General features: G+C 70.8%; 13 protein-coding genes. 9 read left to right on the top strand and 4 right to left on the bottom strand.

Annotation, left to right across the window (positions count from 1 at the left end; genetic code table 11):
* Positions 1-28: 28 nt before the first annotated feature.
* The 5 genes from ABZ449_RS29415 to ABZ449_RS29395 all read left to right on the top strand — a co-directional run bounded on the left by ABZ449_RS29415 (position 29) and on the right by ABZ449_RS29395 (position 7,710).
* Positions 29-1,846, top strand: coding sequence for a ComEC/Rec2 family competence protein (locus tag ABZ449_RS29415; RefSeq protein ID WP_360352165.1), 1,818 nt, complete (start codon positions 29-31; stop codon positions 1,844-1,846).
* Positions 1,847-1,894: 48 nt separating this feature from the next.
* Positions 1,895-3,427 (top strand): site-specific integrase, encoded by a 1,533-nt coding sequence (locus ABZ449_RS29410; protein ID WP_360352162.1) that lies wholly within the window; start codon positions 1,895-1,897, stop codon positions 3,425-3,427.
* A 209-nt stretch (positions 3,428-3,636) separates the two neighbouring features.
* Positions 3,637-5,190: a hypothetical protein gene (locus ABZ449_RS29405; RefSeq protein WP_360352159.1), complete on the top strand. Its 1,554-nt coding sequence runs from the start codon at positions 3,637-3,639 to the stop codon at positions 5,188-5,190.
* Between the two features lie 245 nt (positions 5,191-5,435).
* Positions 5,436-7,301: an integrase gene (locus ABZ449_RS29400; RefSeq protein ID WP_360352156.1), complete on the top strand. Its 1,866-nt coding sequence runs from the start codon at positions 5,436-5,438 to the stop codon at positions 7,299-7,301.
* A gap of 22 nt (positions 7,302-7,323) precedes the next feature.
* Positions 7,324-7,710, top strand: a complete 387-nt coding sequence (locus ABZ449_RS29395) for a hypothetical protein (RefSeq protein ID WP_360352153.1) — start codon at positions 7,324-7,326, stop codon at positions 7,708-7,710.
* A 139-nt stretch (positions 7,711-7,849) separates the two neighbouring features.
* On the opposite strand, the gene ABZ449_RS29390 is transcribed toward ABZ449_RS29395, so the two are convergent.
* Positions 7,850-9,241, bottom strand: coding sequence for a sporulation protein (locus ABZ449_RS29390; RefSeq protein WP_360352150.1), 1,392 nt, complete (start codon positions 9,239-9,241; stop codon positions 7,850-7,852).
* 335 nt (positions 9,242-9,576) lie between these two features.
* Here ABZ449_RS29390 and ABZ449_RS29385 point away from each other — a divergent pair, with 335 nt between their 5' ends.
* The 3 genes from ABZ449_RS29385 (at position 9,577) to ABZ449_RS29375 (ending at position 13,140) form a co-directional block, all read left to right on the top strand.
* Positions 9,577-11,280 carry an asparagine synthase-related protein gene (locus ABZ449_RS29385; RefSeq protein ID WP_360352147.1) on the top strand — a complete coding sequence of 568 codons (1,704 nt, stop codon included), beginning with the start codon at positions 9,577-9,579 and terminating at the stop codon, positions 11,278-11,280.
* Positions 11,281-11,308: 28 nt separating this feature from the next.
* The gene (locus tag ABZ449_RS29380; RefSeq protein ID WP_360352145.1) at positions 11,309-11,752 is read left to right on the top strand and encodes an NUDIX domain-containing protein; all 444 of its coding nucleotides are present in this window, start codon (positions 11,309-11,311) and stop codon (positions 11,750-11,752) included.
* Between the two features lie 68 nt (positions 11,753-11,820).
* The gene (locus ABZ449_RS29375) at positions 11,821-13,140 is read left to right on the top strand and encodes a UDP-glucose/GDP-mannose dehydrogenase family protein (protein ID WP_360352142.1); all 1,320 of its coding nucleotides are present in this window, start codon (positions 11,821-11,823) and stop codon (positions 13,138-13,140) included.
* A 102-nt stretch (positions 13,141-13,242) separates the two neighbouring features.
* Here ABZ449_RS29375 and ABZ449_RS29370 read toward each other — a convergent pair whose 3' ends face one another.
* Both ABZ449_RS29370 and ABZ449_RS29365 read right to left on the bottom strand, forming a co-directional pair.
* Positions 13,243-14,193 carry a hypothetical protein gene (locus ABZ449_RS29370; RefSeq protein ID WP_360352139.1) on the bottom strand — a complete coding sequence of 317 codons (951 nt, stop codon included), beginning with the start codon at positions 14,191-14,193 and terminating at the stop codon, positions 13,243-13,245.
* Positions 14,194-14,251: 58 nt separating this feature from the next.
* Entirely contained in the window at positions 14,252-15,406 is a 1,155-nt protein-coding gene (locus ABZ449_RS29365) for a hypothetical protein (RefSeq protein ID WP_360352136.1), read from the bottom strand.
* Between the two features lie 117 nt (positions 15,407-15,523).
* On the opposite strand from ABZ449_RS29365, the gene ABZ449_RS29360 reads away from it, so the two are divergent.
* Positions 15,524-15,829 (top strand): hypothetical protein, encoded by a 306-nt coding sequence (locus ABZ449_RS29360; protein WP_360352133.1) that lies wholly within the window; start codon positions 15,524-15,526, stop codon positions 15,827-15,829.
* A gap of 310 nt (positions 15,830-16,139) precedes the next feature.
* Here ABZ449_RS29360 and ABZ449_RS29355 read toward each other — a convergent pair whose 3' ends face one another.
* Positions 16,140-16,733, bottom strand: coding sequence for a hypothetical protein (locus tag ABZ449_RS29355; RefSeq protein WP_360352131.1), 594 nt, complete (start codon positions 16,731-16,733; stop codon positions 16,140-16,142).
* Positions 16,734-17,472 lie beyond the last annotated feature (739 nt).

Genomic DNA, 17,472 nt, shown 5'->3' with positions numbered 1-17,472 from the left:
TCCCCGGCCACCGAAGGGAGGTACCGCCATGTCCGTCGCCACCACGCCGGTCGGTCCGGCCCCTGCGCCCCACTCTCCCGGGGCCGACTTCCGGCTGCTGCTACCCGCCGCTTCGGCCTGGACGGTCACAGCGGCGCTCCTACGCCTGGAACCGGGCTACCAGGCCCTCGCGTTCACCGTGGCGGGCCTTGCCGTGCTCGCGGCCGGCGTGCTGCTCGCCCGGCCGGGGGTCCTGCGCCGGCGCGGCGCCGCGGTGACGCTGGCCGCCGTCCTGCTCACCGGCGCGGCGGCCGCGATCGCCACCCCGCTGCACACTTCAGACCTCCACCGGGGGCCACTGCCGGAGCTCGCCCGTGCGTCCGTGGCCACCGAGCCGAGAACGCCTTCCCCCGCGGTGGAGGTGGAGCTGACCGTCGCGGGTGACCCGAAGCCCCACACCGCCCGGGGAGGCCTCACCGGCGGGCAGCCGCTCGTCACCGTGGACGCGGTGGCCGACCGTGTCACCCTGCTCCCGGACGGGCGGAGCACCCGCACGCGCACGCCCGTGACGGTCATGGCCCGAGGGGCGGCGAACGAGCCCTGGCAGCGGCTGCTGCCGTCCCAGCGGCTGGCGGCGGAGGCCGAGGTTCAGCCGGCGGGGGAGGGCCATGACACCGAGTCCGCCGCGCTGCTGGTCGTCCACGGGCCGCCCCGGCAGCTGGCGCCGCCGAGCCTGCCGCAGCGGATCGCCGGCCGGCTGCGCGAAGGCCTGCGCTCGGCCACCGACGAACTGCCGACGGACGCGCGCGGGCTGCTCCCGGGGCTGGTGGTCGGCGACACCTCTCGGCTGCCCGACGACCTCGACGACGCCTTCCGCGCCACCGACCTGGTCCACCTGGTGGCGGTCAGCGGGGCCAATCTGGCGATCGTGCTCGGTGCGCTGCTGGGCGCGCCCGGGCAGGCCGGCACCCCGGAACGGCGCGGGCTGGCCGTGCTGCTGGGGCTGTCGCTGCGCACCGGCGCCCTGCTCGGCACCGCGCTGACACTGGCCTTCGTCACCGTCTGCCGACCCGAGCCCAGCGTGTTGCGGGCGGCCGGGACGGGGCTGATCGGCATGCTGGCCCTGGCCGTCGGCCGTCCTCGCAAGGCGGTGCCCGCGCTCGCCGGGGCGGTCCTGGTGCTGGTCCTGCTGGACCCGTTCCTGGCGCGCTCGTTCGGCTTCCTGCTGTCGGTGCTCGCCACCGCGGGGCTGCTCGTCCTCGGTCCGCACTGGGCCGAGGCCCTGCGGGCCCGCCGCTGGCCGTACCACCTGGCAGGCGCGCTCGCGGCGACGGCGGCCGCCCAGGCGCTGTGCGCGCCCGTGACGGTGGTGCTGTCCGGGCACGTCAGCCTGGTGGGCATCCCCTGCAACCTGCTGGCCGAGCCGGCGGTGGCCCCGGCGACGCTGCTCGGCTTCGGGGTGCTCGCCCTGCACCCGCTCCTCCCGGCCCCGGCCGGTCTGTTCGCGGAAGCGGCCGGAGTGCCCGCCGGTTGGCTCGCCCTGGTGGCACGCCGTGGCGCCGAGCTGCCGGGCGGCCAACTGTCCTGGCCAGGAGGGTGGTTCGGGACGGCAACGGTCGCGCTGGCCGTCCTGGCCGGCTGCTGGGCGGCGCCGCTGCTGCTGCCCCGACGGGCGGAGCCGGGTAGTCCGCGGCCGGCACCCGGGCGGCGTCGCTGGGCGCGGGCCCTGGTGACGGGGGCCGTGGTGGTGGTCCTGCTGGCCGTGCTGCTGCGCCCGCCGCAGCTCGCGCGGATCGCCACCGGCTGGCCACCGACGGGGTGGCGACTGGTGATGTGCGCCGACTTCTCTATTAGATTGGCGTGTTGAAGCCTCATCGAATAGGGCGGTCACATGCCGGGTTGGCGAGTTTACTGGGTGCCCGAGACCCGGTTGGTAGTGCCTGATCGAGTGCCCGCACTGGCGGGTTGGGAAAACCTTGCGGAGCGAGAGGAGCGGGCCGGTATCCACCCCGGAAGTCCGATCCTTCTGTCGCCGGACCATCGAATAGACGAGGCGCTGAGCACGTTCCTCTGTCGGTCCTCCTTCGCGAGGCTGGCGCCCACAACGAAGGAGGACTACACCGAGGATTACTGCCTCTTCTTCGACTTTCTGTGGTCCCGGGGCAAGGTGTGGAACGAGGCGACCGCGGACGATCTATGGGACTTCGAGGAGTGGCGAACGAGGTCACCGCGAAACCCGGCGACGGTCGGCGGCGCCAGGTGGAACCGTGGCCTGGCCGCTCTCGCGCGGCTCTACAGGTGGGCAGAGAAGAGCGGCCACATGGCAGCCAGCCCGGTGACCACCAGGTTGATAACTACCCGTCATGGCGAGGTGGTTGAGAGTGCAGAGGCCAGGGCGAAGGACGCGAGGTCCAGTGATGTTCACTGGTTGACACCAAGGGCGTTTCGGCAGTGGGTCGACGTAGGGCTGCGAGGCTACGGGGCCGATGGCCTGCCTTCCAGCAGGTGGAGCGGACGTCTGGAGGACCGCAACGTCGCCTTCGCGGAGACGCTGTTCGCCTCCGGGATGCGGCTGACGGAGGGTGCTTCCCTGCTGACGTTCGAGGTGCCCCAGGCCCGGCTCGCAGCCGGCCGGTACTGCGTCGGGCGCCTGGCCCAGCAGGTGACGAAGTCCAAGCGCGGCCGCACGTTCTACGTTGCGACGTCTGTGGTCGGCGGCATCGAGAGCTATGTGGAGTCGACTCGCGCGGCGGCGGTAGGGCGAGCGCAGGCGAAGGGCCGGTACGAGAACCTTCCAGTCTGGCGGCTGGTGACCGGGGTGTCGGGCCGACGGGAGAAGGTCGTGAACTGGCGAGACCAGGATGGGGTGGTGGGGAGGAAGCCGCTGTCCCAGCTGACGGTCAGCGAGCGGATGCTGCTGTTCACCGAGGGCCCGGCGGGTCCGGAGCCGCTGTGGTTGTGGCTGAACGAGTCGGGGCTGCCGCTGCAGCCGCATTCGTGGGAAGGGGTGTTCCAGGCTGCGTCGAAGCGCTGTGAGGTGATCTTGTCGCCGGACGGGCAGGGCGAGTCGCCGTTCTGTACGCCGCACATGTGCCGGCACTCTTTCGCGCTGCACATGCTGGTGGTGCTCCACCACGTGGTCGACCTGCGGATGGGCCTGAGCCCGGAAGAGCGCCGGGACTTCCGCATGCTCTACGGCGATCCGTGGCGGATGGTGCAGGACCTGCTCGGCCATCGAGACATCGAGACGACGCGCGGAATCTACCTGGCTCCGGTCTCGGACCTTCAGCTCAGGGCCCTGCTGGCCGAGCCCGCCCCGCTGGGGGAGGGCGGCGGCGAGGAGGTGTCGCAGGCAAGGGTGACCGCGCTGCTGGCGCGGATCGCCCAGGAGAGCGAGGGCATCCAGGACATTGACGGCAAGCTCGCGCCGACCCTGGTGTCGGCGTGAGCGGGCGGGGCCGCAAGGCGGCACTTCCCGATGGCACGTTCCAGCGTCCGGTCGTTCTGGCGGACGGGGAGCTGATGGTCCGCCACCTCGTCAAGGGCGGCGGTGAGAAGTCGTACGACTTTGGCGCTCTGCCCCTGGCGCCGGCCATGAGGCGGTCGTTGGCCGTGCTGTTCGCCCAGAAGTGCGCTCCTGGCGGCGGATGGGACTCCGTGGAGACGAGCAAGGCCACCTGGGAGATGCTGCGGCGCTTCGCGCAGTTCGTCGCCTCGCAAGAGAGCCCGCCGCGGGACATTCCGCAGCTGAGCGCGGCACTGTGGTCGGCCTGGAAACTGCGTCGGTCCCCGAACCGGATCGGCTACCGAGAGCTCACCGACGTGGCCGGTTTCCTGAAGTTGGACGCGAGGCTGCCCATGCCGGTGCGGGAGGCGATGGCCGCGCGCCTTCCGCGCGTCAAGGTCCAGGAGAAGGCGTTCACTCCCGCTGAGTTCCAGGCGGTGAGGGCCGCCGCCAGGAGCACGCTCCGCTCCGCACTGCTGCGGATCAGGCACAACGCCGAACTGCTGACGGCCTGGCGGACCGGGAAGGTCGACGCGGCCACCCCTCAGGGATTGGTGGGCGAGGCACTTGACGAGCTCGCCCGCACCGGGCATGTCCCGCGCTACGAGGACGAGTCCGGGAAGATGCGCGTGATCAACCGGTATCGGCTGGCGCTGGGCGGCGAGGGGGCGGAGGCGACCTGGAAGCGCCTCTACCTGACCCGCGTCGAAGCGGCGGCCCTGGTGGTGCTGCTGGTCTCCGAACTCGGCCTCAACGCGACCACCGCCTTCGAGCTGGCGGTCCCCACGACGACCTCCGGTTCCGGATCGGCTCCGACGCCGGTGGTCTACCGGTTGACACTGGAGAAGCGGCGCCGTGGCAGCGGCCACCACTTCGAGAGCCGCAACCTGGCCGACGTCGGCGCCAGCTCGGCAGGTCGGCTGATCACCGAGATCCTGGAGGTCACGGAGTTCGCCCGCGCCTTCATCGCGGCCAGCGATGCGGAGGTCGACCGGCTGATCGTCTGGCACGAGAGCCTGCCGCTCCCGCCCGCCCAGCAGGGCACCGCCCGCGCAGTCCCCCTGCGGGTCGGCCCGTTCGGTCTGGGCGTCACGTCGGACGACTGCCGGGAGTGGGCGGTCAGGGCCGGCCTGCCCGGCTCGCCGCTGCGGCGCGGACGCAAGACGGTCAACGTGCTGCACCGCCGTGAGCCGGGGCAGAACAGCCAGGACACCCACGACAGGGTCTATGTCATGGGTGAGCCCCAGGTCCACGAGGCAGCCATCGACGTGATCGCCGAAGGCGCACAGGAAGCGGCCGACGCCGCCCGGCTCACCGTTTTCGCCGCCCGACTCACTGAGAAGGCGGCAGGGGACGCCCAGGAGACGGCCACCACCGGGTGCTCCGACTACATGGACAGCCCCTTCGGCGAGAGCGGAATGGGCTGCCGGGCGTCGTTCCTGCTCTGCACCGCATGCCCCAACGCCCGGGTCGCACCGGCCCACTACCCCCGGCTCGCTCTGCTGCACCAAGCGCTGGGCAACCTGCGCGGGGCCCTCGATCCGGCGGAGTGGCGGGGCCCGTTCGCCGACGCCCATGCCCGCCTTGAGGACCTTAAGAGGCACCCCCGGATCGGCGACGAGGTCTGGCGGGCGGCGCTGGCCACGGCCAGCGACCTGGACCGGCAGATGATCGACCACCTCCTGAACGGACATTTCGACCAGTGACAGCCCTGATCGCCGAGCGCCCGGCCCGTCCGGGCCCCAGTACACCCTCCGTCCTGCCCGAGAGTGCGGCCGGCCCAGGTGGGGTCGCCGCCTATGGCGAGCACGTCTGGCCGCTGGCCGCGCTCGGTGCGAACCCCGCAGCGTCACGGGCCACCATCCACTGGGACCGTTTCCCGCCGGCCACCCGTGAGGAGTTCCGCTACCTGGGCTGGCTGATGATCAACACGGCTCTGCCGGACATCGCGATGATCGGCAAGGCGGCCGCCTGGCGGACCCGGCTGGGTGACGGCCAGATCTACCGGTCGATCCTGCACTGGCGTCAGCTGGCCCGCTGGCTGGACCAGCGGGAGCTGACCCTCGCGGACTGCACGGAGGAGGTCTGGCGGGCTTACAGCTTGCACCTGGTCGCTCGGCCGAACCCCAACCGCAACACCGTCGGCAAGCAGCTGGCGTCGCTGACCAGGCTCTGGACGTTCGACGCCTACGGCGGCCTACCCATCGGCATCGCCGAGCCACCCTGGAACCGGGAGGGAGTCGATGACTTCCTCCCGGCGGCCAGCGCTGGCGGTGAGAACGTCACCGATCCCGTCAGCCCCGCCACGATCGGCCCGCTGCTGATCTGGGCCCTGCGGATGGTCGACGGCTTCGCCGACGACATCCTCGCGGCCTGGAACGAGGGCCAGAGCATCACCACCCGCGCGATCAGCGCGGTCCAGTCAACTCCGGACGGCCGGAAGCGACTACGGGCCTACCTGGACGACCTCGCCGCGAACGACCGGCCGATACCCAGCCGCATCATGAACGGCAGGCCATCGATCGCCAACGGCTACATAGTCCACCTCACCGGCGCCTCCCGCAGTCAGCTCACCCTCGAACTGCGTGATCCACGCTGGAAGGAACACCTGCGGCGCAACCCCGGCGGCTGTCCGCTGACCACCACCATCACCGGGCGCGTCGACGGCAAGCCCTGGACGCCGGCAATCGACCTCTCCGAGACGTCCACCCTGATGCGACACCTGGGCACCGCCGCATTCATCGTCCTGTCCTACCTGACCGGCATGAGACCCAGCGAGGTTCTGGCCCTGCGCTCGGGCTGCTGCCCGAACCCGCAGGACACGGGGCAACGGCACCTGATCCGGGGCCACACCTTCAAGAATGCGCGCGGCGAGGACGGCAACCATCTGCCCGGCGGTGAGCTCCGCGAGGTTCCCTGGGTCGCCATCGCTCCCGTGGTCTCCGCGGTCCGCGTTCTCGAACGGATGGTCCCTGAAGGCGAGTTGCTGTTCAACTCCTCCATCCACGACTACCCCCGCAACAAGCCTGGACGTCAGGCGCTGAGCTTCGAGACCCTGTCGACCCGGATCGAGGACTTCGCGAAGTGGGCGTCCGGCCTCGCCCAGAGCATGAGCCGCTCCTACGAGATCGTTCCCGACGATCCCCGCGGCGCGATCGCGCCTGCTCGTTTCCGGCGAACCCTGGCCTGGCACATCGCCCGCCGACCCGGCGGGCTGGTCGCGCTCGCCGTTCAGTACGGCCATCTGCGGACCACAGTCAGCGTCGGCTATGCCGCCCGCAGCCGCGACGGCATCCACGACCTTCTCGACATCGAGACCGCACGCGCGAGCGCCGACACCCTCGCTCAACTGCACGCAGATCGGGCCGCGGGCATCGGGATCTCGGGACCGGCCGCGCGCCGGGCGATCCACGCCGCGGCGAACGCGCCCGCGTTCCCCGGACTGATCATCACCGCCCGCCAGGCCCGCGCGCTCCTGCACAACCCCACACTGGCCGTCCACGACAACCCGGACGCCTATCTGACCTGCGTCTATAACCCGGCCAAGGCCCTCTGCCACCAGCAAAAGCCCGCCGACACCCCGAGCCTGAACCGGTGCGTCGCCACCTGCTCGAACATCGCCCGCACCGACCACCACGCGGCCAGCCTCACAGCCAAGGCCGCCGAACTGGAGCGGCAGGCCGGCACCCAACTCATCCCCGGCCCGCTCGCCGACCGGCTTCGGGCAACCGCCGACCGTTTGCGCGCTCTTGCCGACCAGCACAGGCGCGAGCGCACCACCGCCGAGGAGGCTCCCGATGACACCAGCCGTCGATGAACGCGAACGCATCCGTGCGGCCATGGAGCGCATCGTCCACGGGACCGCCCAGCACTCCAACGGCGCCCTGACCATCGTTGCCCTCGCCCAGGAAGCGGGAGTGCCCCGCAATGCCCTGACCCAGCGCCACCTCGACCTCAAGAACGAGTTCTACGAGCACGTCCGCGCCCGCGGTGCCACACCCGACGCCGAGAAGCGCCTGCGAGCCCAACTCGTCAAGGCCAAGGAATTGCGGGCTGTCGACCTCAAGCAGATCGAGCAGTTGAGAGCCGATGTCGAGGCCCTCGTCCGGGCCCTGCACCTATCGCAGACCGAGAACCGCCAGCTCCGCAAGCAACTCGCCGAGGCGATCGCGCCACGGCTGCGGTTGCTGCCCAACCAGCCCAGCCCTCCGCAGCCGGTCACCTGAGCCGCCCGCAGCACGCGCAGATCGGTCACCGCAGCCGGCATTCACGCCGACTGCGGTGACCGATTTATGGGATATGTACCCTCTGGGATTGAACGGCAGTTCAGTCGAGACGGCATCACCACCGGCTGGCGATGCCGCCTCAGGCCGCCATGCCGAGTTCGGTGCGGGTGCGGTTGAGGAACTCCCGCACGGCCGTTTCCCGGCGCCACGGCGCGAGGGCCCCATTGAATTCGCGGACGTAGTCCAAGGCGCGGGTCGACTGAACGCGGGCGAGGACATCGATGGCCTGGTTGCCGAGCTTGAGCCCGTGGTCCAGGTCGCGGTCCTGGAGGTGAGCGGTCCCGACGATCGCCAGCCGCATGCCGACCGAGCGAGTGAACACCCCGGACTGCATGGCCACGGCCTGGGCGTTCCAGGCCAGCGCGGCCTTGGGGTTCTTCAGGTCACGGAAGATCTCGGCAGCGTCGGCAGAGAGCCGGGCGTGGTGATAGAAGTCGATCCACGCCGGTTCCCCGGCGCCGTCGCGGGCCTGGTCGAGCAGGCTCTCGGAGGCGGCCAGCGCGGCCGAGGCGGCCTTGGCGTTGTTGTCGCGGGCATGGGCCCGAGCCTCGATCAGCTTGGTGAAGGCCAGCACCCTGGGGGCCGACTCTCCCTTGGCCCGCTGAAAGGCGCCCTGGGTCATGTCGATGGCCTCGCCGGCGAAGCCCCGCAGCAGGGTCTGCATCGCCATCGTGGTCAGCACATAGCAGCCGAGCTCGACATCGCCGCCGGCCCGCGCGAGGCGGAGGGCCTGGATGAAGTGCCGCTGGGCGGCGTCGTGCTGGCCGACATCGAAGGCGGTCCACCCTGCCAGACGGGACAACTCGGCGGTCACCGAGAACAGCTCGCGGCCCACGTCGTCGCTGAACGAGCCGTTCAGCAGCGGCACCGCGCGTTCCTGCAGGCAGGCCGTGACGGAGTTGGCCTTCCAATTCCCGCCGCCATACTTCGAGTCCCACCGCCGGGCGTCGTCGGCGGCCTCCCGCAGTTCGGCGATGTCAGCGGCACCGACCCGGCCGCGGCCTCGGTGGGCGGCATCGTCATCGGCGGGGGTGACCAGCCAGCGGGTCACCGGGGTGGCGAACGCGGAGACGGCGAAGCTGGATCCGGTGAGGAAGTCGCGGCGGTTCACACTGCTCCAGAACGAAGTGGCGACGCGGACGGCGTCGGCAGGGTCTCGCGGGAAATCCAACCCCACCGCAGTGTCCGGTGTCTCCGCATCCGCCATACCGATCTCCGCCAACTGCACGGGCCGGCCGAGCCGTTCGCCGATCGCCTGAGCCAACAGCTTGGGCACCGGCCAATCGGGGACCATGCCCCGGCGGCACCAGTTCGCGACCGAGGTATGCGTATACGTCGTGGTCAGCCCGGCTTCGTGGGCGAGCTGGTTCACCCGCAGAGCCAGCGATTTGTGGCTGGCTCCCTCACACTTTTCGATCATCCGGGCCAGCGCGTCGTTCGGAAGCTTGGCCCGGCGGGTGGTCGACGCCACAGCGTCCCCCTCAATCGGTCCCGCGCGGCTCTGCGCGGAAGTCGTACGCGACTGGGCACGAGAAGTCGTACACCCGGCACCTGACGCCGGATCACAGAGGGTATTGCCTTCGCCGCTCGCGGTGAACCGCTTTCGCGAGTTGTGAGCCCCCCTGCGAGCCCTGCCCCGGCCCGGTGGGACGCGGTTGTCTGATGTCCCGGGCCTCCGCCGGACCGGACCACAGACCTTCTGGCGGGGGCCTTCACCGATTCACGCTCGGGGGTGACAACCAGATGTGCGGAATCGCAGGACTGGCCGGCGCTGACGCCGCCCGCCACCAGCCGACAGTCGCCGCGATGGGCCTCGCTCAGCACCACCGCGGCCCCGACGGCACCCGGCACCTCACCTCGGCTGACGGCCGGGCGGTGCTGTCCATGAACACCCTGCTGATCGTCGACACCACCGCCCGGCCCGGCCCCTACGAAGACCTGGCCAGCGGCGTCGTCCTCACGTTCAACGGCGAGATCTACAACTACCGGCAGGTCGCCGCGGCCTGGGGCATCCCGCTGGAGCCCGGTGAAAGCGACGCCCACCTGGTGCTGCGGGCCTGGGCCAAGATGGGGCCGGCCTGCCTGGCCGCCCTGGACGGCATGTTCGCGCTGGCCGCCTACGACCCGCGCGAGGGCCGGCTGTTCCTGGCCCGGGACCGGCTCGGCGAGAAGCCCCTCTACTGGCGCCTGGACGGCGGCCGCCTCGCGTTCGCCTCCGAGGTCACCACCCTGACCGGCTACGGCACCGCCCCGCTGGTCGTCCGCCCGGAGATGCTGAGCATCGAGACGCCGACCGGCGTCGACACCCCGTTCCAGGGCATCCAGTTCCTCGCCCCGGCCACCCTGCTGGCCTTCGACGTCGCCTCCGGCTCCCTCGCTCAGCAGACCTGGTGGGCGCTGGAGGGGCTGGAGCCCTGGCAGGGCGACTATCGCACCGCGCTCGCCAGGTTCTCCACTCTGCTGGCCGACCGGGTTCCGCTGCGAGCCCCCGGCTCCGACTTCGCGCTCCTGCTCTCGGGCGGGCTCGACTCGTCGGTGCTGGCCTACCTGATGCGGCCGCAGGTCTGCGTCACGGTCCGCTACCCCGGCCAGGACCGCCTGGACGAGTCCGCGACGGCGGCCGTCGTCGCCCGGGACATCGGCGCCGAGCTGGTGGTGATCGAGCCGACCGCCGCGGACTTCGCCCGCACGCTGCCGGAGATCATGCACGCGCTGGACTACCCGATGGGCAACGCGTCCACGTTCTCCGAACACATGGCCTACCGGGCGGTCGCCGAGCGGGGCATCCGGGTCGTGGTCGGTGGGCTGGGGCCGGACGAGTTCCTGATGGGCTACGTCCGCCACGCGCTCGTCCTGTTCGGGCCGCAGGCGGTGCTGGACGCCGGGCTGGAGGCCTACCGGCCGCTGGCCTCCAAGCTCCTGCACCCGGCTGGCGAGCCGCTGGAGCCGGCCGAGGCGATCGTCCGGCTCATCCTGCGCGGAGCGGACCCGGACGGGCGCCTGCGCGAGGTCGTCGCCGACGCCCTGGACCGGGCCGGCGGGGACCTGGCCCGCGGGCTGACGCTCGCGGACCTGGCCACGGCCTGGCGCCCGCTGGTCATGACCAGCGACAAGCTGGCCTCCGCCTTCGCGCTGGAGCGGCGCTCGCCGTTCCTGGCCCGGGACCTGGTCGAGTTCTGCTACCGGCTGCCGGTCGAGTACAAGATCGGCGCTCCGGCGGCCGGCAAGCGGATCCTGCGGGATGCCGCGAAGGCGCTCGGACTTCCGTCCGAGGTCTGGGGCAGCCGGGACAAGCTTGGGTTCGCCTCCCCGGTCCCGAGCTGGCTGAGCGGCCCGCTGGAGCCCTGGGCGACCGCCCAGATCAGCGCCGCCCTCGACCAGGCGCCGCGCTCGCTGCGGCCGCTGCTGGCCGGCGGCCTGAAGCCCGGCGGGCGGTTCGACCGGACCCGGATGCAGTCGCTCATGGCGGCGGCCTGGTTCAACGACCAGCCGGTGGAGGCGGCAGCATGACGGGCCGTCGGCTCACTACGGTGAGGGGATGGACTCCCAGACTCTCCCCGACGAGCCGTCCGCCGCCGAACCGCGCGGAGCGGTCGCGATCATCACCAACCGGCGCGGCGAGCTCCTGCTGCACCTGCGCGACGACATCGCAGGCATCGCCTGGCCTGACCACTGGAGCCTGCTGGGCGGCGGCTGCGACCCCGGCGAGGACCCGTCCGCCGCGATCGTCCGCGAACTCGACGAAGAGGCCGGCCTGGCCGTCGACGACCTGGCCGAGCTCTTCGAGACGAAGGACGGCGTCGGCTCCGGCCAGATCATCACCTTCTTCGCCGGTACCTGGGACGGCGACGAGCAGGCCCTTCCACTCGCGGAGGGCGTCAAGCTCCAGTTCTTCGCCCCCGAGCACCTGGCCGTCCTGACCATCCCGCCGTTCATCCGCCACGGCATCCACCGCAACCTGGCCGCCCGGCCCGGCGCCTGACCGCCCCGTCCTCGAGAGAGGGCCGGGCCCGGACCGGCGGCCCCACCCCTCTCGGAAGGACACCGTTCGTGAAGCTCACCGTCATCGGCTGCGGCTACCTCGGTGCGACCCACGCCGCCGCAATGGCCGAACTCGGCCACCAGGTTCTCGGCATGGACATCGACCCCGACAAGGTCGCCGCCCTGAACGCCGGCCGGGCCCCGTTCTTCGAGCGCGGCCTGGACGAGCTCCTGGCCAAGCACACCGCCAGCGGGCAGCTGCGGTTCACCACCTCCTACGCGGAGGCCGCAGCCTTCGCTGACCTGCACTTCATCGGCGTCGGCACCCCGCAGAAGCCCGGCGAGATGGCCTACGACCTCACTCACCTGTTCTCCGCCGCCCGCCAGCTCGCCCCCCGACTGACCGGGCCCGCCGTGATCGTCGGCAAGTGCACCGTCCCGGTCGGCACCGCCCCGCAGGTGATCGACATCCTGCGCGAGTTCGCCCCCGCCGGCGACCAGGTCGAGGTCTGCTGGAACCCCGAGTTCCTGCGCGAGTCCTACGCGGTCGAGGACACCCTTCACCCCGACCGGATCGTTCTCGGCTTCACCGGCGAGAACACCCGCGCGGAGTCGGTGATCCGCCAGGCCTACGGCAGGATCATCGAATCCGGCACGCCGGTCATCGTCACGGACCTGGCCACCTCGGAGTTGGTGAAGTCCGCCGCGAACGCCTTCCTCGCCACGAAGATCTCCTTCATCAACGCGATGGCCGAGGTCTGCGAGACCTCCGGCGCCGACGTCCAGCTGCTGGCCGAGGCGCTGGGTCACGACGCCAGGATCGGCCGACGCGGCATGAGGCCTGGCCTCGGGTTCGGTGGCGGCTGCCTACCCAAGGACATCCGCGGCTTCATGGCCCGCGCCGGCGAGCTCGGAGCCGACCAGGCCCTGACCTTCCTGCGCGAGGTCGACACGATCAACAACCGCCGCCGCGAGCGCATGGTCGACCTCGCCCGCGAGCAGTGCAACGGCGTCATCAACGGCAAGAACATCACCGTCTGGGGCGCCGCCTTCAAGCCCGACACCGACGACATCCGCGACTCCCCGGCCCTCGCTGTCGCCCAGAAGCTGCACCAGCTCGGCGCCACCGTCACCGTCTTCGACCCCAAGGCCCTCGACAACGCCCGCAAGGCCCACCCGCAGCTCGAATACGCCGACCACCCGATCGAGGCGGCCGACAACGCCGACCTGCTGCTGCACCTGACTGAGTGGCTCGAGTTCACCCGCCTCGACCCCAAGGCCATCGCCGCCCGCGTCGCCGCCCCGCGGGTGATTGACGGCCGCGGCACCCTCGACCCCGCCCGCTGGCGGGCCGCCGGTTGGGCCTACCGCGCCCTTGGTCGCCCTTAGCGGGGAACGTCTGGTCAAGTGGCCCCGAGACCGTTATTCGGCCCCGGGGCCAAGCCGGTCGATCCTGATCAACTCGGCGATCGATTACGCCCCCACCGTCGATCAGACATCGATGATGACGATCCCCGCCAGCGAGTCCGACACCCAGGCCGGTACCGCGTGGCCTTGCTCAGCGTCGCGTACGTACTGGGGCAGACCGGTTCGCAGGCCTTGGAGCACATGGACGAAGTACGGCTCGCTGAAGTGGCCGCGGTCGTCAGGGAGGTCCGCGAAGACCATGTTGTCCTCGGTGTCGACCGGCTCGGCGAGCATGGCCGAGAACTGGGCCAGGCGCAGACTGTGGACCGGAGAGAAGATCCGCTTGGCGATCTCGGACGCGCCGGCCTGGCTGTCGGCGAGGAAGCCGCGCAGCCGGTCGGAGCAGGGGCCGACGTAGTCCTGCAGGGAGAAGGCTCTGAGCCGACCCGCAGGAAGAGCGGGATCGGCCAGGTCTTCCCAGGGAGTTGCACGGTGGAAACTGTCGACGGCGAGCTCGTCACCCGAAAGGAAACTGGCCCGGTACTTGATGGTGAGCGCGCTGACGACCGAGACACCGGCCCGCTCGCACCGCTGGCAGGCGGGCTCGCTGTGCTGCTTGCACTCCAGGCCGGTGCGGTACTCCGGGGTGCCGGCATACAGCATGTATAGGGCGGGGAGACGGAAACGGCGGGCAGAGGCGAGGAGGAGGTCGAGCTGCAGACCCTGCTTGTTCTTCTGGTCGAACCCCACCGCCCAGCGCTTCCCCTTGCGCTTGAGGTTCTTCGCCTGGACCAGGCTGCCGAAGCAGAGACCGGTCCGGTCGCGCCACCAGCACAGCCAGTCGAGGCCGTTCCGGCCCTCCTGGTAGCCATTGAACTGGATCGACTTCACGTACGGCGCGGTGTGCTGGCAAAGGATGGCGGTGACGGTGTCCTCATCCCAGCTGTCGTAGCCCTTGGCCAGCCGGTCGGCCATGTGCTCGACGGCGTGGACGCGGCCGTTGGCGAAGGCGGCCAGAAGGCCTGGATCGAACATGTTCGGGGACTCCTGCTCGGTGTGGACGAAGACGGGCCTTCTCAGCGCGGAGTAGGGCCTACCCGGCGCCGGTGGCGGCTTCGTCGGCCATCACCGTCCACCAACGCAGCAGCATCCCGCGGACCAGGTGAGCGAAGAGCGCCAAGGTCATCGGAAGCTCCGCCGCGGGCCAGGTCGTGTCCCCCGACCCGTACGGGCCCCCGGCGAACACCTCGGCCGGCAGTCCGTCGCCGGCGGCCGGGGGCGGGATGAGCAGAGGCCAGGGGAATGCGACCCCGGCGTGCAGGCGGGAGGAGCGGTGGTCGTACACCTTGTTGAATGCGTCCCTCATCTTCCCCGATGACCAGGACAACTGGGCGGCTGTGTCGGTCGTACGCAGGGACGGAGGGCCGGGGCGGAACGTGCGGGCGAAGTTGAGGAAGCGGCTGGTGGAGTTGATGAGGCCGGTGAACTCGGTGGTAGCAGCTTCGGCAAGCAGCTCTTCGCCGCCTGCGGCGAGCAGGGCCTCGGCGGCCCGGGGGAACTTCTTCTTCAGGAGCAGGGTGTAGTCCTCGGTAGCCACCTGGTGAGAGGTCGCCGCGACCTCCACCGCGCTGACCAGCATCAGCCACGCCAATTCCGGCTCGCCCTCAGCAATCCATAGGGCATCGGCGTACTGCCGGGCCGCCCGCACCAGCTGCACGGTGTACTGCGGCGACAGTCGGGGCAACGACTCCAGGTGGCCGCGCACCGACGCGAAGTCCGCCCGGCGGCCCGACAGGCCCGGGATGATCGGCGATGCCCAGGACGGGGTCGGCGCGCTCGGCACGACCCGCCCAGCCACCTCGTAGGTGTTGATACGCCCGTCCGGCAGGCGGCGGCGGATCAGCGGATCGTCTCCACGCAGCCTGATACCGAGGACCAGCGACAAGAGCGCTGCGATCTCCTGGTGGATCAACAACCCGGTCCAACCCGCGCTTCCCGAAGCCGAAGGCTCCCCCTCTGGGTCGCGGAACCAGCTGGCCAACTCCAGCACCGGACGCGGTTGGCCTGGCTCATGGCCAACGGGTACTGCGAGCTCGGTTATCGTGTAGGGCCCGATCGGGGCGCCGTCGATGGCGCCGATGACCTCCGCGTCAGAGAACAGTCGGTTGGTCCACCCGCGGTGCGGGTTGTCGCGGTACTGCCACAACCGGACCGACCAAGCCGGCCGAGCAGCGATCCGATCGGTCATTCAACACTCTCCGCAGCCTGATGAGTTGAGGGTGGCGGTCACCTCCGCCGAGACTACTGCTCTGCCCTGACAACCAAGTCGCGCCCGTACCCCGATCGTCCCGGTAGCGTCCAGGCCATGGCCGCGCCCGTCACCGCCCGCGACCTGCTCGGCCGCCGTCTCGCACGCGCCGCACGCCACCTGGCCGCCGCGACCATCGCGCTCGGCACGTGGACGCTGCTGAGCACTCAAGCCTTCGAATGGATCACCGCCATCGACAAGGCCGGTTTCGCTCCCGTCCTCTCCGTCCTGGCCGGAGCGCTGGCCACCGCGATCGACCTCGTCCTTCGAATACGGGGCGGCACGGAGGCGGTCTACGCCCTCGCGATCGGGGCGCGCCGGCATCGTCACCTCCCCTCATTTGCCGGGCGGCCACAAGGTTGAAGGGCGGCAGTCCGGCCAGGACGAGTCGGCGGTCGGCGTCGCGGATATGGAAGTACATGGCGTTGGCAGCGATGAAGCCCGCGGCAGGCTGCGAGAGCGCGAAGAAGAGCATGGGGCCGGCCGTGCTGCCCGCTTCGACATGCCTGGCCAGCACGCCAGGCCGGCCCATCCGATCCCGCTATGTGCGACCCCGCAGCCGGGATGCCAACGCATTCTCACCTGGCCCGAGATCCTGCACCTCGGCGCGCTACTACGGACGGGCCAGCAGCGTTCACGCGCCGCGCCGGCGGCCGGGTCGTCACCTTCCCGCTCAGCCCTGGACGGCCAGCGCCCCGAGGAACGGCAAGGACACAAGCCCCGGCAGTACGAAGAAGGCGAAGAACATCTGGGCCACGATCAGCAGGAGCAGCGGCCAGGCGCCCGCGATGAGCACAAGGAGCATCGGCAGTGCGGTGGGCAGCAGTCCGATGAGTGCGCCTACCTGGGCACCGCGCTGCGCACGAGGTGCCTGGACGAGCAGCAGCACGAGGGTGGGAAGGTGCACCCAGATGACCAGCATGCCGAGCAACGAGAGGCCGAGGTCAGTCCCCGGGGTGTCCCGTCCACCCGTCGTGATCAGCCACACGGTCAGGGTCAGCAGCAGGAACGGCGTCAGGCAGCAGACGAGGTAGCGCAGGGCCGCCCACGCGAACCACCGCATCTCTGCCTGCCACCTCGCGATCGACCGGCGGACCAGCAGCCGGCTCGCGAGGAACAGCCCGGCCGCCGCGCCCGAGGCCTCCAGTGGGGCGAGGTTCCAGAAGTCGACCTGCCGTGCCAGGAGGCACCACACCACCAGTGCGACCGGCTGCGCCGCCACCAGCACTGCGGCCGGCGTCCGCCACCACACCCGTACGTCCGTCATTCGACCCACCCCATTTGAACGCGTTCAAAATTGAGACAGATGCTACTCCAGCCAGCGGGGGCACGACCACCCCCAGCTTGGAACCGGCCCCGGGCTGCAGTGAGGGGACAGTCCGTCAGATCGCGGGAGTCCGGGCGCTGGGGGCACGCGCATGGGCACGCGCAGGCCCCTCGCCCCCGCTGCGGCAGTGGCGCCCGCGAGGTGACCGCCTGGCTCGACGGTGGCGACCGGCAATCTCTCTTCATCCGCCGCCACTTGACAGCAAGTCGCTGGACCGGAGCCCGCCAGGCATTGCATTCGCCAGTGCCTCTATTCGAGTCACTCGTTTCGAGGTACAGTTCCGCGCGTGGACGCCGTCCTCCCTCCCGCGGGCTGTAACTGCCGGCTCGGCCCGAGAGGGGCGATCACTCCCACGCCGACGCTCGGCGGCTTCCCCGCAGGGGAACCGGTCGCACGTGCGGCGCCAACCCAGCGGCTAACGGCCGCCACCTGCGGGCGGCCGGGGCCGCGCAGATGCTCTGCGCACCCGATGATCCGCACCTGCGTATGACAATCAACCGGAGGCCACCATGTGGACGTACGAGCACAGCATCGAAACCAGCGCCGAGCCCTCTGCCGTCTGGCGCATCTGGGCCGACGTCGCTGCCTGGCCCGAATGGAACACCGACATCGAGAAGATCGAGTTGCGCGGCGGCTTCGGCGACGGTGGTGAGATCACCATGGTGCCCCGGGGGCAGGA

The organism is Kitasatospora sp. NPDC005856 (genome assembly GCF_040629945.1).
In the GTDB taxonomy this organism is placed as follows: domain Bacteria; phylum Actinomycetota; class Actinomycetes; order Streptomycetales; family Streptomycetaceae; genus Kitasatospora.
This window is presented reverse-complemented; position numbering and strand designations above follow the sequence as displayed.